Genomic DNA, 21985 nt, shown 5'->3' with positions numbered 1-21985 from the left:
GTGATTGAGGTGGTATGCGGCGGCTTTGTATTGCGTTGCTCACCCCTTAACAGGGCGTTATGCGTAATCGATGGACTACGGAGTATTAGATGGAAGTAGTAGAAGCGAGAAAATCGGATTTAGATTCATTCTTTGCGTATCTTGAAAATCAGCTGTCTGAAAATGGTAATGGAGAAGTTCCTCTTTTCCAGCCAATGTCCAGAGAGCAAAGTGAAATTCCAGAAGCAACAAAAGATAAGTTTATCCAAGGTTTTTCCCATCACTTTGGCGATTTAGGTTGGAGAAAGCTCTGGGTTGTAAAAGACACCTCTGGAAGTATCAAAGGTCACATTGATCTTCGCCACCACGGTGATGATAGCCGTTCTCATCGAGTTCTACTTGGTATGGGCGTAGATGTTTCCTGCCGGAAGCAAGGTATTGGTCAACGACTCATTGATGCGGTTATAAATTTCTGCCAAGAAAAAGCCGAAATTGACTGGGTTGATCTTTGTGTACTATCAGAGAATTTCCCAGTAAAGAACCTCTACCTAAAAGCAGGGTTCGATGTTGTTGGAGAGTTCAAAGATCAATATAGAATCGACGGTTTGTCAGTCTCGGAAACAGCAATGACAAAGTACGTCAAAAATTAAGCATAACAAAGCGTTTAAGACGGATTCCCAACGCTCGGCATTTTTGCTTCTACTTCAAATTTAGTGTTTACGGTACAATGCTTTAAGTGCAGTGGTAGCGTTGCTCACCACTTAACGCGGCGTTAGGTTTGTTGGTAAGTTTATGGAAATAATAAGATTTCAATCTCATCATTTAAATGCTGCAGAGAAGCTGTACCTAGAATCACGACTAGTAACTTTTACATGGTTGGATCCAGTTGAATTTGACCTGTCAGATTTTGAGCGGGATACAGAAGGTGAAAGCATTTGGGTGGCAATTGAATCAAATAAAGTCGTCGGTTTTGTCTCAATTTGGGCACCTGAAAACTTCATTCACCATCTGTTTGTTAGTCCTCGTAAGCTACGTGGCGGTGTGGGATTAAGACTGCTAAACTTCGCCAAACAAAGGTATCCAAGCTTAAGCCTCAAGTGTCTTAGTCAAAATAGCTATGCCACTGAGTTCTATTTATCTCAGGGGTTCACAATTGCCGAAACTGTGGGCAATGGTGCGGAAAGTTATCACTTAATGAAGTGGAAATCACAAACCTAACAAAGCGTTCAAGATGGATTCACAACGCTTGGCGATCTCAGTTTAAGTTGAATTTAGTGTTTAAGGTACAATGGTTTAAGTTTGTGGTAGCGTTGTTTGCCCATTAACGCGGCGTTATGCAAATTACAAATAAGGATAATTAGCATGTCAGAAAGTGAAAAAGTTGAATTGATCGAGTCCTATATAAGTCGTTACAACGCGTTTGATGTGACTGGGATGTTAGAGATTCTTAGTGATAATATCGTTTTCGAAAACGAATCAAATGGTGAGATAACGGCGCGTACAGTAGGTAAGGTAGATTTTGAAAACTTAGCTTCCCAGTCAGCAAAAATGTTTAGTGCTCGCCAGCAAGTTGTCACGGATATACAGCTAAGTGATAGTACAGCAACAGTCAGTATCGATTATACGGGTACTTTGGCAATCGATCTTCCCAATGGTATCAAGGAAGGTCAGGAATTAGCTCTGAAAGGTAAGACATACTTTGAGTTTCAAAATGGTAAAATACATCACATTAAAGACGTGAGCTAAATTTGCATAACAAAGCGTTCAATGGGACAGCCAACGCTTGGCAGCTTTATCTCACATTTTTGTTTTTGTGTTGATGTCACAATGGTTTAAGTTTGTGGTAGCGTTGTCTGCCCCTTAACGCGGCGTTAGGTTGCTTTGGGTTTGTACGGTTTTTTAGTTTGGCAGCCAGCAACTTCAATAATCGTATTTGTAGTGAGTCTCAGCGGCCATGTGGCTCGAACTTTTTCAGGTGAAGGTTTCATTCAACTGCCAAGTTTTGACGTTAGTGATTGAGTGTTTTCTGTTTTCAGTGCTCCTGCCCAAGTTTATTTATTGGAAGCTCGTTATCTCAATGTGGTTAGCTTTTTTGCTTCAGTGAGCTACCGCAAAAATAGTAATGTGGCTGTTATTCAGCTTCGGTGGTTATTGCGGTGCATTTAGATTTGGTGTTTCGTGGGTTAGCCCTATAGCACCAGCGAGAAAAGACACTCGTAATTAGCATACCTAACAATCAGCTCAAGACGGACAACCAACGCTTGGCGGTTTTGTATCTGGTTGTGCTCAGTGTTTACGGTGGTTTGTTTGAGTTTTGTGTTATTGTTGGTAGTCGCTTAACAAGGGCGTTAGCTCTCTTCTATTTGCAGGGCAATTAATTCAAAATTTGCTTGTTAACTGGAAACCAGCTCAATCTTTCTTGTGGCATTATGTGATTATCTACTCCAATTGGTGTAAATCAGTTAGAGGTGTAGGAAATGAGTCTTAGTTTTTGTGAGAAGTGTGGTGAAAAAAAACCGAGCATAAGGAACTAATAAAGCAGAAGCCTTCGAAATACGGTAAAAGTAAGAAAGAACAATTTAAGGCTTTCCTTGAAGGTTTCTTTGGTGGGGTCGCTAGTCCTGTAGGTGCATCTTTAGACTTAATCGATAGGTACGAGGTTTGCGAAAAGTGTGGTTATAAAACCTTAGAAAACTTGGGCGATACATTTCAATAGTCATAAGACATATATCGCCGAGCACTTAGAGCTAACAATACGTTCAAGATGGACAGTCAACGCTTGGCAATTTTGGCTCACAGTTTAGCATAAGTGTTTATGTCACAATGGTTTAAGCATGTGGTAGCGTTGCTGGCCACTTAGCAGGGCGTTAGGTTGCTTTAAGCTTGTACGGCTTATAGTTTTGCAGTCAGCCACTTCAATAATATTGTTTGTCGCTAGTTTCAGTGGTCATGTGGCTCAAACGTTTTCAGGTGAAGGTTTCATTCAACTGGCAAGCTTTGACGTTAGTGGCTGAGTGTTTTCTGGTTTTAAGTGCTCTTGGTCAAGCTTGTTCGTTGAAAGTTAGCTATCTCCATCCGGTTAGTTTTTTGCTTCAGTGAGCTACCGCAAAAAAGTGATGTGATTGCTATTCAGCTTCGGTGGCGATTGCGGTGCAGTTGGCTTTGGTGTTTTATGGGGGAGTCCTATAGCACCAACGGGCAAAGGGAGTCGAAATAAGCATACCTAACCATCCGCTCAAGACGGACAACCAACGCTTGGCGGTTTTGTGTCTAGTTGGGTATCGTGCTTACGGTGGTTTGTTTGAGTTTTGTGGTATTGTTGGTAGCCGCTTAGCAAGGGCGTTAGAGGTATAAAGTGGAATATTCAATTGATGAAGCATCCAAAGAAATTGGAAAACGTGTATTAGTATCCATAAGGATTGTATATCCAAATCGCGATGATGAATATGATGGTTTCTGGGGAATAATTGTTTCAGCTCACGAGAATGGGTTATTAGTCAAAGTCGAAGGTGGTAGTGAGGATGAATTTGAAATGATCCCACCAGATTTGGAATTTCTGCAACCTGCCAAGTATGATTTTTACCAGTTTAAAGACAATCAAATAATTGAAAATGTTGATTATGAAGTATATTGGTCTGCAGCTGATGACCCGGAATACCTCTAACAAACTGCTCAAGAGGGATTCGCAACGCGTGGCATTTTTACTATGCGTTGGTTTAAGTGATTAAGGTGGTATGCGGCGGCTTTGGTATTGCGTTGCCCACCCCTTAGTCCTTAGTAGGGCGTTATGTTTTTAAGGAAGATCAAATGAAAAAAACACTTTTGTTATTGGCTTTTGTTAGTACTAATACATTCGCCTATACATGTTCTGGTTATGTAAAAGGAGTTTCAATCGAGGCTAGAATAGGCGATGTTTTAGTTGAGCAGATAGGCCTATAAAGTGGCCAAGAATGTGTAAGGTGGATAATGAACATGATGGTATTAGTGCGGATGCTTGTAAAGTTGTATATTCCACTCTCTTAGCGGCGCAATCTAGCAAGAAACAAGTGACTTTATGGTTCAATGACTCTAAAAGCTGCACAGAGCAAAACGAATGGCAGTGGATACCGGGTTGGTACTTTGGTCCAAGTTTGAGCGATTAATTCACATAACAAAGCATTTAAGAGTGATTCGCAACGCTTGGCATTTTCGCTTCGCTCAAGTGTAGCCAAGCGTCGCTCACACCTTAATGCGGCGTTATGGTACAGCAGGATATAGTTCTTATTTGGCTTGTTGGTTCAGTTTTCGCTACTTGTTTATTAGTAGCTCTTATTTGCTCACTTGGTTTTAAATCTTAATCTCTGATGAAAAGCCGCTTTGAGTTTCTTAAGGCGGCTAATCTGCCGTTTGCATCTGGTTCCCAAGTAAAACTGGTACAGCGGCAATTAGCTGGTACTTGGCTTCAGTGGGGGCGGATCCTCTTTGTTTCAATTGGCCGCATCGTTGTTGTTAGGTTTCTTCCTTGGGCTTCATTGGGTTGCTGCATAATGGTTTGTGGGGTTTCGTGGTTGCAAAGCGCTCATGCGTCGCGGTGAGTGTGTTGGTTGTCTTAGGTTCCATAACCAAGCGTTTAATCGGACAACCAACGCTTGGCAGTTTTGGCTCACAGTTTGGTATTAGTGTTTATGTCACAATGGGTTAAGTATGTGGCAGCGTTGTCTGCCCATTAACGCGGCGTTATGTGTCAAATCAGGGAGGGAATATGGGTCAAATATTACTAATTATTGGAGTGTCAATATTCGGTGTTCTGGGCGCTATCCACTTGGTGTATACATTTTTCACAGAAAAGTTTAACCCTTATGACGCTTCAGTGTTTACTGTCATGAAAAGTACGTCACCAATACTTACCAAAGAAACTACAATGTGGCGCGCTTGGGTAGGTTTCAATGCTAGCCATAGTTTAGGTGCCATGTTATTACCAGCGATTTACCTTCCATTGGCCGTTAACCATTTCGAAGTCATTAAGAACTCTATTTGGTTTTCTCTTTTACCAGTAGTGGTTGGTGTGTCATATTTAATTTTGGCCAAAAAATACTGGTTTAAAATTCCATTTTTAGGTGTACTTATTTCTTTAGCTTGCTTTCTGGTTTCAGCATGGTTAATCAACACATAACAATCTGCTCAAGAGGGATTCACAACGCTTGGCAGTTTCGCTTCGCTCAAGTAAAGCCAAGCGTCGCTCACACCTTAATTGGGTGTTATTTTGCTTATTTGAATTATGGAGGATAAGGGTAAGTGATATTCCCACAAGCTTTAAAAGTTGGTGATAAAATTGGCTTTTTTCACCCTCATCACCAGCAACGGCATTTGCGCCAAATCGCTTCAGGCGAGCAAAATCTTATCTGGAATCTCAAGGCTTTGAACTAATGGAGGGTCACCTTGCTGGCTGTTCTGATGCATATCGCTCAGGCTCGATTCTAGAACGTGCAGAAGAGTTTAACCGATTAATCCGTGACCCTAATGTACGGTGTACCATGTCTACAATTGGTGGGAGCAATAGTAATTCTCTATTGCCCTACATCGACTATGAAGCACTCAGAAACGACCCCAAGATTTTCATCGGCTATTCGGATGTAACGGCTTTGCTATTGGGTATCTATACTCAGGCAGGGGTAGTTACGTTTTATGGCCCAGCTCTGGTTGCCTCATTTGGTGAGTTTCCACCCTTACCTTAGTTGATGAAACACTCAAGTCCATTCTGGAAATCTTATGCTCGGGGCCTGGCTCGTATAAGTATTCAATCCCTCAGCTGTGGACAGATGTTAAGCATGACTGGGAAACTCAAGATTCTCCAAAAACTAGTTACACGAATGAATGGCAGTTTTTAAGCAAAGGCCAAGTCAGTGGCCGTATAATCGGTGGTAATCTAAATACTATTGCGGGCATATGGGGTAGCAAATATATGCCAAAGATAGAGCAAGGCGATATCCTACTGCTTGAAGATTCGCTCAAAGGTATAGAAACTGTTGAACGTTCTTTTGATCATTTAATGGCTTGCGGTGTGCTCGAAAAAGTTGGTGCAATTGTTTTAGGCAAACATGAACTGTTTAATGACAAAGGGACGGGGCGCAGTCCGCTAGATGTTTTGCTTGAAGTGTTAAATGGCAAAAATGTTCCTATACTCTATGGCTTTGACAGTTGTCATACACATCCAATGCTGGTCACCCCACTGGGCGTTCAGGCTTCAATTGATTTTGACCGTGAAACTATTGAGCTAAAATGCCAGTGGGTAATAAGTATCAAATAGAACTGGTCTTACGTGCCATAGCGAAAATTTGCCTAACAAAGCATTTAAGAGTGATTCGCAAAGCTTGGCAGTTTCGCTTCGCTCAAGTATAGCCAAGCGCCGCTCACACCTTAATGGGGCGTTAGTTGCCTTATTAATATCGCATGTTCAACTTACTGTACAAGTAGAGCGATGAAGACTATACTTGTTCCATTAAATGTACATGTTGAGGTTCTTATGAGAATTGTATCTTTTACTGAAGCTAGAAATGGTCTTAAAGCTATTTTAGACGGTGTAGTTAATGACGCAGACACAACAGTCATTACACGTCGTGACTCTGAGGATGCTGTGGTTATGTCTTTAGATTACTATAATAGCCTTATGGAGACAGTTCATTTACTACGCTCTCCTCAAAACGCTGAACACCTAAACCGTTCGATAGCACAGTACCGTGCTGGTAAAACAACAGCACGAGAATTAATTGATGAGTAGTAGTCAACGTTTACTGTCGTGGACTGATGACGCTTGGGATGACTATCTGTATTGGCAAACTCAAGACAAGAAAACACTCAAGCGCATCAACAAGCTCATCAATGATGTTAAGCGCTCCCCATTTGAGGGCATCGGTAAACCAGAGCCGTTAAAAGAGAACTTATCTGGTTTTTGGTCTCGTCGTATTGATGACATTAACAGGCTTGTTTATGCAGTTGATGATCAAGCGATAACGATAATTTCGTGTCGTTACCACTACTAAATCAGGCTCAGAGCTCTGGAATCTAACAAACAATTTAAGAGTGGCACGCTTGACATTTTTGGTTTGATTCAGTTTTAGTGTTTACGGCACAAGGGTTTAGGTTGGGTGGTGGCGTTGCTCACACCTTAATGCGGTGTTATAAGGCTTTGTGCTTTTGTACTCTAATTCTAAAGTTTTCCACCTGACCTTCTATCTAGCTAGCCAAATCTCGTTGTTGTGGTGTTGGTTTGTGTGTTGAAATCGATGGTTACTACTGGACACCTTGCCAAGTTTAGCGGTTCACAATTGCTGGCATAGTTTCACTGTGGCGTAGCGGTCAATATTTACCACCGCTCTATCAATGTGTCTTAACTTCTGTACGTACTCGGCTCGAGGGCTCAGCGATGAATGCGGTGTTCTATGCTTCACAAAACTCTCCCAACCACTGTGCGCTGTTTAAAAATCGGTGGCAGAATAAGCCCTTATAACAAGGCGTTTAAGTGGATGTCTAAACGTGCGCTGGACTCGTTTTCTCAAGCATCGCGCACGTCTAGTCACCACTTAACTTAGCGTAGCTTTTAAGGGTTTTTAGTATTAATAAAGGGGTAATAATATGAAGAAAATAGCGTTTATCTTTGCTTTATCGTTCTTTATATTTGGGTGTAGCGGGCTTGGTCAAAGTGAAGAAACGGCTTCTAGTAGCTTAGTTGACTTCCTCTACCCCAATACTAAAGATTATCAAGAACACCAGCCGACAATTCCTCATTTGGTTTTACCAGTTAACGTTGGTATCGCCTTTGTACCTAGCTCAAAATACGGCAAGTTGGATTTGTCTAGTAAGCGAAAGCATGAAATTTTGTCAAAAGTAAAAAATGAATTTTTAGAGCTCGACTACGTAAACAGAATAGAAATTATATCCGACCCCTACCTAAGAAGTGGCGGTGGTTTTGATAATTTAAAGCAAATTTCTAGGTTGTATGATGTACAAGTTATGGCGCTAGTTTCGTATGACCAAGTGGCGCGTAGTAGTCAAAACAACGCTGCTCTACTTTATTGGACCATCGTTGGTATGTACTTAATCCCCGGAGACCAAAATACAACTCAAACTTTTGTAGATACTGCGGTATTCGATATTAATAGCAGCAAGTTGCTATTCAGAGCTCCTGGCTTGAGTAATGTTGGGTCTTTGTCCACGGCCGTCGGCATTGAGGAGACCTTCTACGAAAACTCTGAAAAAGGTTTTGACTTGGCTGTTACAGACATGGTGAACAATCTTGGTTCGGAGCTCGATTTGTTCAAAATCCGTATCAAAGAAGAAAAGGTAGCGAATGTTAGCTACGGCAGTGGTTATAGCGGCGGTAGTATCCATTGGTTTGTTTTAGTTGTTCTGGCATCACTTTCACTGTTTCGAAAGAAAGCAACAAAGCGTTCAAGACGGACTCACAACGCTAAGCACTTTTAGTTGCAGATTGAAGTGCAGTGTTTTCGACGGTTTTCTAGAGCATAGTGGGGGCGTTGTTCACCACTTAACGAGGCGTTAGGTTGCCAATGGACATTTGCAACCTGATATTTATTTTATTCAGTCATGGAGCGTTTTATGAGGTGGAAATGAGTCAAACTATGAAATTGGATCTAGACATTGATAATCGACATGCTGTCATCCAACGTCGTTATGAGGCCTTGGGAGCAATCAATGATTTGCTAATAGCGATTTGGTTTTTAGTTGCTAGTCTTTTCTTTTTGAATGAGCCTCTTGTTGAAAGTGGTAATTGGATGTTTGTTATAAGTGGTTGATTTATCTGTCAATAGACATCCAGTATAGTTGAAAAGATGTCTATAATCATACACCTAATGTGACCCCGAGTCTTGCTGGAGCAGATCACTCAGGCGATGTAAAGTATCCACACTACTTTTAATGAGCTCTGAACTTTGTCCTGATATGTAAGCGGTTATAATAGCGCCTTCTTTTAGCAAACAAATCGCGTTTAGTAACTCCTCTGAGCTTTCACTAAGTTTGTACTGAATAAATTGGCGGACTTGTTCTTTGTGAAAGCGGCAATAGCTCGATATTTCACTGTCAGTATCGCGAAACTCCGCAGAGGTATTAATAAAGAAGCACCCATTAAAGTCGCCTAATTCAGGCTCCTTACTATTAAACCAACTCTCTAAAGAAGAAAACAATGCTTCAATCAACTCAGAATTGGTTGTGGCGTGTTCGAGTTTAGACTCCAACCAATACATAAAAGTTTGGTGCCTTCTTTCTAAAGCCTTCAGTATTAAATCCTCTTTACTATTGAAGTGGCTGTACAGTGTTTTTTTCGCTACCCCAGAAACGTTGATGACTTCGTTTATTCCAATGGAGTTAATGCCATGTCGATAAAACAATTCTAGTGCTGTACTTAGCAATAAATCTCGCTTCTTGCTCATAAACGGTACCTCAAAAATCGTGTTTTCTATATTGACGCAGGTAGAACAAATTGTCTACCCTAGATGAGTAGACAGAGTGGTCTACTTTTGCAATGGAGAGGTTTATATGAATCATTATTTGTCTGCGTTGATATCGGGGGTTGGAGCATCACTTGCTATTGGCTTTCTTTTGGTGCTGGAGAGTAATATAGAAAATGTGATGTTGGTAATTGCTCCATTTGGCGCTACAGCCGTTCTGGTTTTTGGTTTACCGCAGAGTCCGCTTGCCCAACCGAAAAATGTTATTATGGGTCACTTAATCACTGCGATCATTGGGGTGACTTTTTCTCAGTATATGGATGTAAATCCAATGAACTTAGCTATCGCCACTGGGCTGGGAATTACATGTATGCTGGTCTCTAAAACGACGCATCCGCCAGCTGGAGCAAACCCTATTTTAATCATGCTGGCTGGTTATGGGTGGTCGTTTTTAATTACGCCTGTTTTGGTTGGATCTATCGCTATCGTGTTTATGAGCAAAACTCTTCAAAAAATCCAGTCATACAGCTTTAACACGGAGCGTTAACAAAGTAATCAAGTCACGTGATAGTGCCGCAGTGGCGTTGATGAAACATCTTTTAGTGAAGAGCTTTGTCATCGCCAAATATTGTTTTGCTTTGCCCCTTAGGAGCTCTATACCAAACACTAGATTGTGAGTGAAAAGTTGCAGGTATATGCTCTTTTGTAAATAAAATGTTACCTTTGTTTTTGTCTAATTGTTTGTTTCTAATGGTCTTTTTTTTATTTTCCTGTCTTGTTACGCTTTGTTTACAAAATCATGCGTTTGACTTTTAAAATCGATTTAGAGTGAGCTTATTCCCTTAGTGGTCAAGTTGGTTCAAGTTAATTAGGAAAGGACGTAACTAATCACTGAGGGAAAAACAATGACTCAAGCATATAACCCACTTGGAACTGATGGATTTGAATTTGTCGAGTACACCGCTGCGACAGATGAAGGGATCGGGCAGTTGAAGGATTTGTTTGTTTCTCTAGGGTTCGCGGAAATTGCCAAACATCGCTCAAAAGAAGCGTGGCTATACCGCCAGGGAGACATCAGCTTTATTGTCAATGCACAGCCCCATAGCCAAGCGGAAGCGTTTGCTAAGGTACATGGTCCATCTGTGTGTGGTATGGCATTCCGTGTGGCAGATGCTGCCAAAGCCATGGCTCATGCATTAGAGAATGGTGCAGAAGAATACAAGACGCAAATTGGCCCAATGGAGCTTAGCATACCAGCGGTTTATGGTATTGGTGAAAGCTTGCTTTATTTTGTCGATCGTTATGGTAAGCAGAGTATCTATGATGTCGACTTTAATTTCTATGATGATGCTGAAGCGCGTTTGAAGAAAGCGGATGTTGGCATGTACGAAATTGACCATCTGACGCATAACGTTAAGCAAGGTAACATGGACACATGGGCCGGCTTCTATGAGCGTATCGGTAATTTCCGTGAAATCCGCTATTTCGACATCGAAGGTAAGTTGACTGGTCTAGTCAGCCGAGCGATGACAGCTCCGTGTGGAAAGATCCGAATCCCAATTAACGAGTCCTCTGACGATAAATCACAAATTGAAGAATTTATCCGAGAATACAATGGCGAAGGTATCCAGCACATTGCGATGACAACGGATGATATCTACCAAACCGTACAAACGCTGCGCGACCGTGGTATGGACTTTATGCCAACACCGGACACTTACTACGAAAAAATCGATTCGAGAGTTGAAGGCCACACAGAAGATGTTGAAAAATTAAAAGATCTGCAGATCTTGATCGATGGTGCGCCGATGAAAGATGGTATTTTGCTGCAAATCTTTACTCAAACGGTCATTGGTCCAGTTTTCTTTGAAATCATTCAGCGTAAAGGTAATGAAGGTTTCGGTGAAGGTAACTTCAAAGCGTTGTTTGAATCGATTGAAGAAGATCAGATCCGCCGAGGAGTATTGAGCGATGCATAAATGGATTACATTCCCTCACCGGGAGGGAGTGTGCTCCAAACAGGCACATGCTGACTTTCCGGAAGAGGCAATTTATGAGCGCGAAGCAGGTCGAAGTGGATTCTTCGGCCCAGCAGCTCATTTCCATCACCAGCATGCACCAACTGGCTGGACGGAATGGGAAGGGGATCTAAGGCCTCGCGCGTTTAATTTTAATCTGGTTGAGAAAGCGGCACAGGTTTCACCATGGGCGGTGCCGAATCTTCTGCATAACAATGACTGTAAAATTCGTATCTGGCGTATGGATGACAAGATGGACTTTCTTGTGCGCAACGCCGATGGCGATGAACTTCTGTTTATCCATCAGGGCAAAGCTGATCTGTATTGCGATTACGGTCATCTAGAAGTTGGCGAAGGGGATTATGTGATGATTCCCCGCTCGACCAACTGGCGCCTAGAGCCTTCTGAACCAATGTTCATTCTGATGGTCGAGAATACCGATGCCGCTTATTCATTGCCTGAAAAAGGTATGGTTGGCAATCATGCGGTGTTTGATCCTGCCGTGTTGGAAATTCCTTCAATTGATGACCATTTCAAAGCGCAATATTCGGAAAAGCAAACTCAAGTGCAGGTGAAAAGACACGAGCAAGTGAGTGTGATCACTTATCCGTTTAACCCGCTTGATGCGATTGGTTGGCATGGAGATCTCTCTGCTGTGAAGCTTAACTGGCGTGATATTCGCCCATTAATGTCTCACCGCTATCATTTACCGCCGTCAGCGCATACGACGTTTGTCGGTGCCGGGTTTGTTATTTGTACTTTTGTACCAAGGCCAATTGAAAGTGACCCTGGAGCACTTAAAGTGCCTTTCTATCACAACAACGATGACTACGATGAAGTGCTTTTCTACCATGCCGGTGACTTTTTCAGCAGGGATAACATCGAAGCGGGCATGGTGACATTTCACCCTGCTGGATTTACGCATGGCCCTCATCCTAAAGCATTCAAAGCGGGACAGGAGTATAAGAAAAAATTTACTGACGAAGTTGCAGTGATGATCGATACCAGACATGCGTTAAAGTTCAGCGATGAAGCGCATGCTGTAGAGAACCCAGAATATGTTTATAGCTGGAAAACACATCCAGAAAAATAAAAGGGAACAATGATGAAGTTAGCTACCCTGAAAAACGATACTCGAGATGGTCAGTTGGTTGTTGTCAGCAAAGACCTGACTAAATGTGTGGCTGTTGCAGACATTGCTGTGACTTTGCAGTCTGCGCTCGATCAATGGTCAAAAGTAGAACCTCAACTTACCGAAGTTTACCAAGCCTTGAATGAAGGCACGCTGGTTGCTGAAATGCCTTTCGAACAGAGCCTGTGCGAGTCTCCTTTACCGCGCGCTTATCAGTGGGCTGATGGCAGTGCGTATGTCAATCACGTTGAGCTGGTGCGTAAGGCCCGTGGTGCCGAAATGCCGCCGAGTTTCTGGACTGACCCACTTATGTATCAAGGAGGTTCTGATGCGTTTATCGGTCCTAGAGATGATATTCCTGTAAGCAGTGAAGAGTGGGGGATTGATTTTGAAGGGGAAGTGGCTGTGATCACTGACGATGTCCCTATGGGGGCGAATGCGGAAGAAGCAGCGAAGTCGATCCGCTTGCTGATGTTGGTGAATGATGTTTCACTGCGTGGGCTGATCCCTAATGAGTTGGCAAAAGGTTTCGGTTTCTTTCAGTCAAAACCTTCCTCTGTCTTCTCTCCAGTTGCTGTAACGCCAGATGAATTAGGTGATGCATGGGATGGGGGGAAAGTCACTTTACCTTTGTTGTCGTTCTATAACGACGAAGCATTCGGTTGCCCCAATGCAGGGGTTGATATGACATTTGAATTCCCTGATCTGATAGCTCATGCTGCAAAAACTCGTCCGTTATCAGCAGGGGCTATCATAGGCTCAGGAACCGTCTCCAATAAGCAAGGTACAGAATACGGTACTTCTATTGAAGAAGGAGGAGTAGGTTATTCGTGTATTGCAGAAGTTCGTATGATCGAGACGATTCGGGATGGTAAACCTTCGACTGGCTTTATGAAGTTCGGTGACCGAATCAAAATGGAAATGAAGGATGCCTCTGGCGCTTCCATCTTCGGTTCGATAGATCAAAAAGTGGTGAAGTACTGATGTCTGATTTGACATTGTATGGGTACTGGCGTTCATCAGCAGCTTATAGAGTTAGAATCGCTCTGAATCTCAAGCAGTTGCCGTACATACAGAAGTCTATTCACTTGGTGAACAATGGCGGAGAGCAACACTCCGCCCAATTTCAAGCCCTGAATGCCAGCGAACTGGTCCCAGTGCTGATTGATGGTGATGTTAGGTTGAATCAATCACTAGCTATTATTGATTACCTTGATGAGCAGTACCCTAGTTATCTTCTGACGCCACTGGATAAGCAGAAACGCTATATCGTGAAAGCGTTGGCGCAGGATATTGCTGTAGATATCCATCCTATCAATAACTTGCGTGTACTGCAGTACCTAAGTAAAGAGCTGTTGGTTGTAGAGGAACAAAAGTCTCAATGGTATCGTCATTGGATCGATGTGGGCTTTCATAGTTTGGAAAAGAAACTGGCGCAAACACATGGTGCTTATTGTGTTGGTGATGATATCAGTCTAGTCGATGTTTGTTTGGTTCCACAGGTTTATAATGCAGAACGATTCAGTGTGGATTTGAGCCGTTATCCTCTTATTCATAAAGTGACAATGTCACTAAGGGAGCATCCAGCCTTTATTTCCGCAGCGCCGGAACATCAACCCGATGCAGTGACGAGCTAAATAATTACCCTCACCACAAAAACAAAGCCACCGCGAAAACGGTGGCTGTTCTATTTCTTCTCATAGAGCATGGCAACAGCGGATACTATGATTGTGCAAGGCGCTCCCGTTGCTGGGTTTCTGCGATATTGAATTGGCGAACGTCTAATTTGGCTAGATCGTTACACTCTTTACAGGAGTGGTGGCAAAGGCCGTCAATATACTCATGTTTGGTAACTAGGCTAGGCTTTTTGCACCAATCGCAAATACCTTCGATAGTAAACATAGATTTCTCCTCACCTTGTTTTACCAGGTGTTATTTTCGGCGAAGAGTATGACATACATGATGAAGGTAAGTTAACTTTTTGTTACTTGAAGTGGGAGGGAGATCGATTGCGCAAGTGAGTGAAACTAAGGGTCCTGTCTGTTTTAAATTCAATGAGTTTTAAATTGTAACTATCTATTAACATTGGCAAGGATGACTTTTAGTGCATTGTTAAGGCGTTTCATTTCCTCATCACTGCCCTTCAAATCTGGGTGGTAAATTTTACATAATTGCTTATATCTGACTTTGATGTCTTTTTCAGCAGGAATGGCCTCTACTTTGAAGCCAAATAGAGCGCACGCAAGCGAGAGTTTTTGTTCTGTAGCGAGAGTATCTGACTTGTGTTTAGGTATGTGTTGTGCTTGAGACGATTGCATCTTCTTAAACTGGCGATACAAGGTTTCCAGCTGTTTTTTTTGTTGTCTCAACAGGTTATCTTTGTCTTTTAGTTTAGACTCTAGTTTGCGTTTCTCACCAGACAAATCATCATGTGAGAGCTTTGAATATGCTTTTAACTTACGTACTTTGCGACCCAGCCAGAATGCTAATACTGATAATGCACCTGAAATGATCATCAATGCATAAATGATGTCATTACTCCGGTTACTGGCACGGGACTTACTTTTAGCGACAGGGCTTAGCTCAATAGTCGAATTATCAAAAGCGACGTCTAACTGGCCGATCGATGACACTTGTTTCGCTCTTTGGGCATTGAATTTCTTTTCCAGTACCCTGGCATAGGCTTGTTCTGCCTCTTCATTGGCTGATGAGGCCGTACGGTACCAAACTTCGGCTAGATCCAAATTTTCAGGTGAGTCAGGCATGTTCTCGTAAACCTTGCCCAGATTGAATTGAGCTTGGGTATTTCTGGATACAGCGAGTTTAGTGAGCCAATATATGGCTTCTTGGGTATCTTTAGTCTCATTTTGAAGATAGAGAGAGGCGAGTTGTACTGCTGCTTCAGTGCTGCCGTTGTTGGCTGCTTGTTCGAGCCAGTAGAGTGCGTCTTCTTGTGAGGGTTGAACATCTTTACCCTTAAGGTATTGGTTGGCTAGTTGTATCTGTGCTTCTACGTCATTGCTTTGAGCTTTATTCGTTAAAACTTCGATAGACTCGGCCAAGGTGATTGGGGAGAGTATTAACAATAAAAGGCTGATAAATTTCAAGATATTCCCCAAACCATTAAAAATGACTTACCTGATCTATAGTGTAATGTATTTATCTAACAAATAAAAAAATGGCTTCTAGAGAAGCCACTTTCATCGATAGAATCCCGAGTCTTATTTAAGAGGCAGAATCTTAATTTCTACTCTTCGATTGCAAGCTCGACCGTCTGAAGTGCTGTTCGAGCATAGCGGGAAGCGTTCGCCGTTGCCTCGTGCAATCGCGCGGCCAGCCGCAACACCTTGTGATAATAGATAAGAGCGAACAGACTCAGCTCTGCGTTCAGATAATACCTGATTAGTCGTATCGCTACCTGTGCTGTCGGTATGTCCTTCAATGACTAAGCTGGTATCTGGATACTCAACCAGAATCTTAGCCACGCCGCGTAGGGTATTGTGGATGCTAGGGTCTAGGTTGTACGAGTTGGTTTGGAATCCGATACCATTTTCCATACGAAGCAATAACTGATTTTCACCAACACGCTCAACCTGAACTCCTGAATTGAGCAACTCTTTTCTAAGAGCCGCTTCTTGTTGATCAAAATAGTAACCTACACCACCGCCGACGGCGGCTCCTCCGGCAGCACCTATTAGCGCATGTTGTCGGCGCTCTGTTGCATCATCACCTGTCGCTAACCCGACGGCAGCGCCTGTCAAAGCGCCGAGCAGTGCCCCTTTGGTAGCTGAATTTGTCTCGGATTCACCGGTGGTCGCATTCTGGCGCTGTGTTGCTTGACAGCCAGTAAGTGCGATCGCTACCGCAAGTGCTAAAGTCATTTTTTTCACGAAAACATCTCCATGTATTCTTTCACTTTCATTGTCAGCATAAGTCAAAACTGACCTGTGGACTTATACGGGGAGTAGAATTAACCCTCTAGTGTTTGTTATGTCAATTAATTATATATCAATTGACTGAATGTTAACGTTGGCTGAACGTAAGTGGTGAGAATTCAGCCTAGTTAATTTAAGAGAGGGGAGAGTTTATCGTAGCATTTTAGGGGCTTGGGCCCCATCAATTGGACGACTGACTGAGACTGAACGACCTTTCTTTAGGCCGACTTCATAGTCTTCTGTGAGGTTTTTCATTGCTTCGCGAAGTTGCTTTTTGAACGTTTCGCGATCAATGTTTTTGAATTCTTTATCGATATAGTCGTCGATTTTTTTATTTGAGTCATCATCAGGGCTGATGATCGGCAGTTTCTCAAGCGCCCCTTCAACCCAACCCGAAACGAAGGAATTGACCCGACGAGATACCTCACCAGTAGACGTGCCTGTACCCGCAAAGCTGTTGCGAAACTTACCTGTTTGCTCATTCATCTCACGATAGATGATATCGAATGCAAAAGCTGCAAAGATGGCGCGATCAGCCTCACCAATGAATTCAGCACGCTTGAGGCCTTTGTGGTTGGTTAAGACGGCTTCTACACCAAATTTGGTATTAATCCCGCGAATAATACGGAGCAGGGTAGAGCTAATGTTAGAAGGCAGTAAGTTTGTCGATTTAGTTTTGCCCATTTTGATGAATTCAATGTCATCTTTATCTAAGCCATATTTGAGCATGAGGCGATGCGCCATTTTTATCGCGTTCGCCGCTTCATTAACATTGGCTGAGTTACCAAGTTCTAAACACTTAGCAATTTTTTTGAGGGCTTTTTGTTTATCCATCGACAACAGAAAATCTCACTGATTTTTACAAAGTCGACCATTTTAACGCTTCTGACATCAAAACGAAACTCTTGGCTTGCCAGAGGATAAATTTTGTTTTGAAACTATATAATCAAAAATAAAAAGCCGCTGAAATTACAGCGGCTTAGTCAGATTTAGTTGAGAAAGATTAGATACCTAGCTCATCTAACAAATCGTTGCCGTTATCGGCCTGTTCTTTTGGCGATTCTTTCTTAGATTTCAGCTTTTGTTGTGCTTGTTCAAGAATCGAATCTGGTGTTTCATCTTCGTGAGTTTCAAACTCTTCTAGTTGAATGAACTCCGTTTTGTCCATAGCAAGCTCAAGGTAGAAAATGTTGCCGTTTTCGGTTGAGAAGGTCACACGGCGAGCCTGAGGGCGGTCTAAGTTCGTGTCAACGGAAAGAATGACTTGCTTATTCAGCGTCAGCATCTTAGGTTGGTTCTGCGTAATATGTGTTTGCAGGGCTTTCCTTACTTGGTTGGTGAAGTCTCCGACCAACTGGTTCATCAGCTCTCCAAGCACATCACCTACCTCATCTGAAGTATGTAGGACGGCCAATTCTTCCTCAGGCATACCCATGTTGCGCATGTAATTGGTATAAATCTCCAAAGCGGCTTTTGAAGTAAAGTTGATAACAACCAGCCCAGAGAAACCACCATCAAACAGTACAAAACAACCGAAGTCAGGTTTGAGACTCGTTTTGGTGATTTTTTGTACCATAGCGGAATAGCTGATATCAGAACTGGTTGCTGAAGTCAGCACACTCGATACGGACTGGCAAAGCTTTAAAAGGATATCTTCTGTGGTAATGACTTTATTTTTTTTCATTGATGATTCGCTCATGAAAGACACTTACTAATTTTAGGTATAATTACTAAGTGTGGATAAGAATTGCAATTAGTGCCATTCTGACATTGCATTTCTGTTTTATTCACCCTTTCAAATGTTGTAAAGTGACGAAAATCAAAAAAATATTACTCATTATATTGAACCCAATGCTGATAGGATCAGCGCAGTAGGGGCAGGAAGCAAATGTTACCAAGATTACACTCTCAATCTGATGTGGATCCCGTCGTACTCAGTTTTTTGGAAGATCTCAGACAATCGGGTTTTACCGGAGATATCGAAAGCCAATACTCTAGCCGCTTGGCTGTCGCGACGGACAATAGTGTTTATCAACAACTCCCTCAATCAGTCGTTCACCCTAAGTCTACTCAAGATGTTGTTCTCATTGGGAAACTCAGTACCCGATCTCAATATGAGCGTATTACGTTTTCACCACGTGGTGGAGGCACAGGCACCAATGGCCAGTCGTTGACCAAGGGTATCGTGGTGGATTTATCACGCCATATGAACAAGGTGCTGGAAATCAATGAGAAGGAAGGTTGGGTACGCGTTCAGACTGGTGTGGTGAAGGATCAGTTAAACGATGCTATCAGGCCTTATGGCTATTTCTTCTCGCCTGATCTTTCGACCAGTAACCGTGCGACTCTAGGCGGTATGATCAATACTGATGCTTCCGGACAAGGCTCCCTGAAATATGGAAAAACGTCTGATCACGTATTGTCTTTACAAGCCGTTTTTTCTGATGGTTCAGTGCTTGAGTCGGATATGTCACAAGGTCGTCCTCAGGAGGGAGAGTACGCATACCAAGCATTGCAGGTCACAGAGCAAGTTTGTCGTAGCAAGCGTGAGCAAATCAATACGAAATTTCCCCCTCTCAATCGCTTTCTAACGGGTTATGACTTAAAGAATGCAATTGATGAAGAGACACAGAGCTTCGATTTAACTCGAGTATTATGTGGCGCGGAAGGCTCTTTGGCATTTATTACAGAGGCTAAGCTTAACCTCACTCCAATCCCTAACGCTCGCACGTTAGTGAACGTGAAATACAACAGCTTTGATTCCGCACTGCGTAACGCCCCATTTATGGTTGAAGCTAACGCGCTTTCAGTAGAAACCATCGACTCAAAAGTACTCAATTTAGCTAAGCAAGACATTGTCTGGCATACCGTCAGTGATTTGCTGACCGATGTTCCCGGCAAAGATATGCAAGGCATCAACATGGTGGAGTATGCAGGCCAAGATGTTGAGGAAGTCGAGCAGCAGGTCGATGCGCTGACCAAACGTTTGGATCAAATGATGGAAGCCGAGCAAGCGGGCATTATCGGTTATCAGGTGTGCAGTGATGTGGCCAGTATTGGTCGTATCTACAACATGCGTAAAAAAGCGGTTGGTTTGCTTGGTGCAGCGAAAGGAAGAGCTAAGCCTGTCGCATTTGCAGAAGACACTTGTGTCCCGCCTGAAAACCTTGCTGACTTTATTGTTGAGTTCCGAGAGCTACTGGATTCCAAATCTCTCAGCTACGGTATGTTTGGTCACGTTGATGCAGGCGTTCTTCATGTTCGACCTGCGTTAGATTTGTGCGATCCTAAGCAAGAAGCCTTGATGCATGAAGTGTCTGACGAAGTCGTTAAGCTCGTCGCCAAATATGGTGGTTTAATGTGGGGAGAACACGGCAAAGGCTACCGCTCAGAATATGGACCAGAGTTCTTTGGTGACGAGCTGTTTACTGAGTTGAGAAGAGTTAAAGCGGCGTTTGATCCTCACAACAAGATGAACCCAGGTAAGATCTGCACACCACTAGAGAGCCAAGAAGAACTAGTCAAAGTCACAGATACAAAGCGCGGCTACTTTGATCGCCAGATCGATGTTGAAGTGCGAGACAGCTTTAAGCAGGCGATGGAATGTAACGGTAACGGTCTTTGTTTTAACTACGATACATCTTCGCCAATGTGTCCTTCGATGAAAGTGACGGCAGATCGTCGCCACTCTCCTAAAGGTCGTGCTGGCTTGGTTCGTGAGTGGCTACGTCAGCTTACAGAGCAGGGTGTGGATATTCTCGATTTGGAGAAGCAGGCTTTAGAAGAAACGTCATCCATCAAGTCGATGCTGGACAGAGTGCGTAATTCGTTAAACAAGCGTCATGAGTATGACTTTTCCCATGAAGTCTACGAAGCGATGAATGGCTGTCTAGCCTGTAAAGCTTGTGCCAGCCAATGCCCGATTAAAGTCGATGTACCAAGCTTCCGTTCAAGGTTCCTCAATATTTATTACTCGCGCTATCAGCGTCCTGCAAAGGACTATTTGGTTGCGAATATAGAATCAGTTTTACCTGTCATGGCGAAAGCACCAAAGTTAGTAAATGGTGTCCTCAACCAAAAATGGGTCCAAAGCCTTACGGCTTCTGCGGTGGGTTATACTGATGCGCCATTTATGTCAGTGCCAACACTCAAGTCGAGATTGCAGCACCATCAACCTTTTGATCTGCAATACTTGGCGGCTTTGTCTAAAGAAGATAAAGCGAACCATGTGGTGATCGTACAGGACCCATTTACTAGCTACTACGATGCTGAAGTGGTGGAAGACTTTGCTAAGTTGCTGACTAAACTTGGTAAAACGCCAGTTTTGCTGCCTTTCAAACCTAATGGTAAGGCTCAGCACGTAAAAGGTTTCTTACAGCGTTTTGCCAAAAGTGCTAAGAGCACCGCGATGTTCTTACAACAAGTGGCCGATCTAGAAGTGTCTATGGTTGGTGTCGACCCCGCATTGGTGCTCTGCTATCGCGATGAATACAACGAAGTGCTTGGCGATAAGCGTGGTGACTTCGAAGTGCTGACGGTTCATGAATGGCTGCAACCTAGGTTGGGTGAGTTCGAGACCTCTGGTACGAGTGAAGAAGAACCTTGGTATCTTCTGGCTCACTGTACAGAGAAAACCAAAATGCCAAACGCAGAGAAAGAGTGGGGAGCAATATTCTCGCACTTTGGTTCTCGCTTGAATACGGTACCTGTTGGCTGCTGTGGTATGGCAGGAACGTTCGGCCACGAAGTCGATAAGTTGCAGATGTCGAGAGACATTTACGGGCTGAGCTGGAAGCCTCAACTAGAACAGTTGCCAAAAGATCGTTGCCTGATAACAGGCTACTCCTGCCGAAGTCAGGTCAAGCGCTTTGAAGGAGTCAAAGTGAAGCATCCTTTACAGGCACTACTGCAAATTGTGTGATTAGACCTAGCCCAGCTTTCAAAGCTGGGCTATTTTTTATGAACACCTGCAAAGCTCTTGAAGATTATGGAAAAGTTAGAAAGAAAAATCCCACCTGTCGCGCTGTTTATCCTTATTGGAGTGTTGATGAATCATATTGGCCATGAGTTCCACACTTTTTCAATTGGTTTGCCACTACCTTGGATAGTTTTATTGGCGTGCTTCGTTATTTCAGCGTTTGTTGGGCTATCTGGCGTCTATGAGTTTCGCAAAGCGAACACGACTGTCAATCCAGTCAACGTCAAAGAAGCTTCAAAGATCGTGGATAGTGGTGTCTTTGCTTACTCAAGAAACCCAATGTATTTGGGGCTGTTTTTGTTGCTGTTTGGTTTCGCTTACTGGCAACAAAACTTGTTGTGTATTGTGTTCGCTTTCGGATTTGTTCTATATATGAATCGATTTCAAATTCGTCCTGAAGAGCGCGCCCTTGAAGAGCTTTTTGGAGCCGCTTATTTAGACTACAAGCAACGTGTCAGACGCTGGATATAAAAGAACCCCGCTCATATGTGCGGGGTTCT

The 21985-nt window shown here is 43.1% G+C and carries 23 protein-coding genes and 3 pseudogenes; 20 read left to right on the top strand and 6 right to left on the bottom strand.

Annotation, left to right across the window (positions count from 1 at the left end; all coding sequences use genetic code 11):
• Positions 1–89: 89 nt before the first annotated feature.
• The 13 genes and pseudogenes from L1D23_RS12600 to L1D23_RS12540 form a co-directional block, all read left to right on the top strand.
• Complete coding sequence (locus L1D23_RS12600) at positions 90–629, top strand: N-acetyltransferase (protein ID WP_239866719.1); 540 nt, start codon at positions 90–92, stop codon at positions 627–629.
• A 142-nt stretch (positions 630–771) separates the two neighbouring features.
• The gene (locus tag L1D23_RS12595) at positions 772–1197 is read left to right on the top strand and encodes a GNAT family N-acetyltransferase (RefSeq protein ID WP_239866717.1); all 426 of its coding nucleotides are present in this window, start codon (positions 772–774) and stop codon (positions 1195–1197) included.
• 144 nt (positions 1198–1341) lie between these two features.
• Positions 1342–1725 (top strand): nuclear transport factor 2 family protein, encoded by a 384-nt coding sequence (locus tag L1D23_RS12590; RefSeq protein WP_239866715.1) that lies wholly within the window; start codon positions 1342–1344, stop codon positions 1723–1725.
• A 731-nt stretch (positions 1726–2456) separates the two neighbouring features.
• Positions 2457–2695, top strand: a pseudogene (locus L1D23_RS12585) (hypothetical protein).
• Between the two features lie 639 nt (positions 2696–3334).
• Positions 3335–3643 (top strand): hypothetical protein, encoded by a 309-nt coding sequence (locus tag L1D23_RS12580; protein ID WP_031856600.1) that lies wholly within the window; start codon positions 3335–3337, stop codon positions 3641–3643.
• A gap of 143 nt (positions 3644–3786) precedes the next feature.
• Positions 3787–3918 (top strand): hypothetical protein, encoded by a 132-nt coding sequence (locus L1D23_RS22245; protein ID WP_275667283.1) that lies wholly within the window; start codon positions 3787–3789, stop codon positions 3916–3918.
• A 20-nt stretch (positions 3919–3938) separates the two neighbouring features.
• Entirely contained in the window at positions 3939–4121 is a 183-nt protein-coding gene (locus L1D23_RS12570; RefSeq protein WP_239866712.1) for a hypothetical protein, read from the top strand.
• A 599-nt stretch (positions 4122–4720) separates the two neighbouring features.
• Positions 4721–5131: a hypothetical protein gene (locus L1D23_RS12565; protein WP_239866710.1), complete on the top strand. Its 411-nt coding sequence runs from the start codon at positions 4721–4723 to the stop codon at positions 5129–5131.
• Positions 5132–5253: 122 nt separating this feature from the next.
• Positions 5254–6265, top strand: a pseudogene (locus L1D23_RS12560) (S66 peptidase family protein).
• A 216-nt stretch (positions 6266–6481) separates the two neighbouring features.
• Positions 6482–6736, top strand: a complete 255-nt coding sequence (locus L1D23_RS12555) for a type II toxin-antitoxin system prevent-host-death family antitoxin (protein ID WP_239866798.1) — start codon at positions 6482–6484, stop codon at positions 6734–6736.
• Positions 6729–6998 carry a Txe/YoeB family addiction module toxin gene (locus L1D23_RS12550; RefSeq protein ID WP_239866708.1) on the top strand — a complete coding sequence of 90 codons (270 nt, stop codon included), beginning with the start codon at positions 6729–6731 and terminating at the stop codon, positions 6996–6998. Before L1D23_RS12555 ends, L1D23_RS12550 begins: the two co-directional genes overlap by 8 nt.
• Positions 6999–7590: 592 nt before the next feature.
• A complete protein-coding gene (rhlP, locus tag L1D23_RS12545; protein ID WP_239866707.1) occupies positions 7591–8439 on the top strand; it encodes a rhombotarget lipoprotein in 849 nt (282 codons plus the stop codon).
• Between the two features lie 146 nt (positions 8440–8585).
• Positions 8586–8762 (top strand): annotated as a pseudogene (locus tag L1D23_RS12540) (YrhK family protein); the annotation flags it as partial.
• Positions 8763–8825: 63 nt separating this feature from the next.
• Here the strand turns inward: L1D23_RS12540 and L1D23_RS12535 are convergent.
• The gene (locus L1D23_RS12535; RefSeq protein ID WP_239866705.1) at positions 8826–9404 is read right to left on the bottom strand and encodes a TetR/AcrR family transcriptional regulator; all 579 of its coding nucleotides are present in this window, start codon (positions 9402–9404) and stop codon (positions 8826–8828) included.
• A gap of 106 nt (positions 9405–9510) precedes the next feature.
• On the opposite strand from L1D23_RS12535, the gene L1D23_RS12530 reads away from it, so the two are divergent.
• The 5 genes from L1D23_RS12530 (at position 9511) to maiA (ending at position 14209) form a co-directional block, all read left to right on the top strand.
• Positions 9511–9969, top strand: coding sequence for an HPP family protein (locus tag L1D23_RS12530; RefSeq protein WP_239866704.1), 459 nt, complete (start codon positions 9511–9513; stop codon positions 9967–9969).
• Positions 9970–10327: 358 nt separating this feature from the next.
• Positions 10328–11401: a 4-hydroxyphenylpyruvate dioxygenase gene (gene hppD / locus L1D23_RS12525; protein WP_239836545.1), complete on the top strand. Its 1074-nt coding sequence runs from the start codon at positions 10328–10330 to the stop codon at positions 11399–11401.
• A complete protein-coding gene (locus tag L1D23_RS12520) occupies positions 11394–12533 on the top strand; it encodes a homogentisate 1,2-dioxygenase (RefSeq protein WP_239866703.1) in 1140 nt (379 codons plus the stop codon). Before hppD ends, L1D23_RS12520 begins: the two co-directional genes overlap by 8 nt.
• A 12-nt stretch (positions 12534–12545) precedes the next feature.
• Entirely contained in the window at positions 12546–13556 is a 1011-nt protein-coding gene (locus L1D23_RS12515) for a fumarylacetoacetate hydrolase family protein (RefSeq protein ID WP_239866795.1), read from the top strand.
• Positions 13556–14209, top strand: a complete 654-nt coding sequence (gene maiA, locus L1D23_RS12510; protein WP_239866702.1) for a maleylacetoacetate isomerase — start codon at positions 13556–13558, stop codon at positions 14207–14209. Before L1D23_RS12515 ends, maiA begins: the two co-directional genes overlap by 1 nt.
• A gap of 85 nt (positions 14210–14294) precedes the next feature.
• Here maiA and L1D23_RS12505 read toward each other — a convergent pair whose 3' ends face one another.
• The 5 genes from L1D23_RS12505 to L1D23_RS12485 form a co-directional block, all read right to left on the bottom strand.
• Entirely contained in the window at positions 14295–14474 is a 180-nt protein-coding gene (locus L1D23_RS12505) for a hypothetical protein (protein WP_239836542.1), read from the bottom strand.
• 170 nt (positions 14475–14644) lie between these two features.
• Entirely contained in the window at positions 14645–15679 is a 1035-nt protein-coding gene (locus tag L1D23_RS12500; protein WP_239866701.1) for a J domain-containing protein, read from the bottom strand.
• A 114-nt stretch (positions 15680–15793) separates the two neighbouring features.
• Positions 15794–16462 carry an OmpA family protein gene (locus L1D23_RS12495; protein ID WP_239836540.1) on the bottom strand — a complete coding sequence of 223 codons (669 nt, stop codon included), beginning with the start codon at positions 16460–16462 and terminating at the stop codon, positions 15794–15796.
• A gap of 195 nt (positions 16463–16657) precedes the next feature.
• Entirely contained in the window at positions 16658–17341 is a 684-nt protein-coding gene (locus tag L1D23_RS12490) for a DUF2786 domain-containing protein (protein ID WP_239866699.1), read from the bottom strand.
• A 169-nt stretch (positions 17342–17510) separates the two neighbouring features.
• Positions 17511–18191: a DUF3334 family protein gene (locus L1D23_RS12485; RefSeq protein ID WP_239836538.1), complete on the bottom strand. Its 681-nt coding sequence runs from the start codon at positions 18189–18191 to the stop codon at positions 17511–17513.
• 204 nt (positions 18192–18395) lie between these two features.
• Here L1D23_RS12485 and L1D23_RS12480 point away from each other — a divergent pair, with 204 nt between their 5' ends.
• Together L1D23_RS12480 and L1D23_RS12475 are read left to right on the top strand one after the other, a co-directional pair.
• Positions 18396–21428, top strand: a complete 3033-nt coding sequence (locus L1D23_RS12480; RefSeq protein ID WP_239866697.1) for an FAD-binding and (Fe-S)-binding domain-containing protein — start codon at positions 18396–18398, stop codon at positions 21426–21428.
• A 66-nt stretch (positions 21429–21494) separates the two neighbouring features.
• The gene (locus tag L1D23_RS12475) at positions 21495–21956 is read left to right on the top strand and encodes an isoprenylcysteine carboxylmethyltransferase family protein (protein ID WP_239866695.1); all 462 of its coding nucleotides are present in this window, start codon (positions 21495–21497) and stop codon (positions 21954–21956) included.
• The last annotated feature ends 29 nt before the right edge of the window (positions 21957–21985 follow it).

Source organism: Vibrio sp. Isolate24 (assembly GCF_022398215.1).
GTDB lineage: Bacteria > Pseudomonadota > Gammaproteobacteria > Enterobacterales > Vibrionaceae > Vibrio > Vibrio coralliilyticus_A.
The sequence above is the reverse complement of the archived record's forward strand: the minus strand, read 5'-3'. Positions and strand labels throughout refer to the sequence as shown.

Excerpts from the sequence above, each read along its gene's own strand:
- L1D23_RS12600 (WP_239866719.1), top strand. The coding sequence starts at position 90 with ATGGAAGTAGTAGAAGCGAGAAAATCGGATTTAGATTCATTCTTTGCG.
- L1D23_RS12595 (WP_239866717.1), top strand. The coding sequence starts at position 772 with ATGGAAATAATAAGATTTCAATCTCATCATTTAAATGCTGCAGAGAAG.
- L1D23_RS12590 (WP_239866715.1), top strand. The coding sequence starts at position 1,342 with ATGTCAGAAAGTGAAAAAGTTGAATTGATCGAGTCCTATATAAGTCGT.
- L1D23_RS22245 (WP_275667283.1), top strand. The coding sequence starts at position 3,787 with ATGAAAAAAACACTTTTGTTATTGGCTTTTGTTAGTACTAATACATTC.
- L1D23_RS12565 (WP_239866710.1), top strand. The coding sequence starts at position 4,721 with ATGGGTCAAATATTACTAATTATTGGAGTGTCAATATTCGGTGTTCTG.
- L1D23_RS12555 (WP_239866798.1), top strand. The coding sequence starts at position 6,482 with ATGAGAATTGTATCTTTTACTGAAGCTAGAAATGGTCTTAAAGCTATT.
- L1D23_RS12550 (WP_239866708.1), top strand. The coding sequence starts at position 6,729 with ATGAGTAGTAGTCAACGTTTACTGTCGTGGACTGATGACGCTTGGGAT.
- rhlP (WP_239866707.1), top strand. The coding sequence starts at position 7,591 with ATGAAGAAAATAGCGTTTATCTTTGCTTTATCGTTCTTTATATTTGGG.
- L1D23_RS12535 (WP_239866705.1), bottom strand. The coding sequence starts at position 9,404 with ATGAGCAAGAAGCGAGATTTATTGCTAAGTACAGCACTAGAATTGTTT.
- L1D23_RS12530 (WP_239866704.1), top strand. The coding sequence starts at position 9,511 with ATGAATCATTATTTGTCTGCGTTGATATCGGGGGTTGGAGCATCACTT.
- hppD (WP_239836545.1), top strand. The coding sequence starts at position 10,328 with ATGACTCAAGCATATAACCCACTTGGAACTGATGGATTTGAATTTGTC.
- L1D23_RS12520 (WP_239866703.1), top strand. The coding sequence starts at position 11,394 with ATGCATAAATGGATTACATTCCCTCACCGGGAGGGAGTGTGCTCCAAA.
- L1D23_RS12515 (WP_239866795.1), top strand. The coding sequence starts at position 12,546 with ATGAAGTTAGCTACCCTGAAAAACGATACTCGAGATGGTCAGTTGGTT.
- maiA (WP_239866702.1), top strand. The coding sequence starts at position 13,556 with ATGTCTGATTTGACATTGTATGGGTACTGGCGTTCATCAGCAGCTTAT.
- L1D23_RS12505 (WP_239836542.1), bottom strand. The coding sequence starts at position 14,474 with ATGTTTACTATCGAAGGTATTTGCGATTGGTGCAAAAAGCCTAGCCTA.
- L1D23_RS12490 (WP_239866699.1), bottom strand. The coding sequence starts at position 17,341 with ATGGATAAACAAAAAGCCCTCAAAAAAATTGCTAAGTGTTTAGAACTT.
- L1D23_RS12485 (WP_239836538.1), bottom strand. The coding sequence starts at position 18,191 with ATGAAAAAAAATAAAGTCATTACCACAGAAGATATCCTTTTAAAGCTT.
- L1D23_RS12480 (WP_239866697.1), top strand. The coding sequence starts at position 18,396 with ATGTTACCAAGATTACACTCTCAATCTGATGTGGATCCCGTCGTACTC.
- L1D23_RS12475 (WP_239866695.1), top strand. The coding sequence starts at position 21,495 with ATGGAAAAGTTAGAAAGAAAAATCCCACCTGTCGCGCTGTTTATCCTT.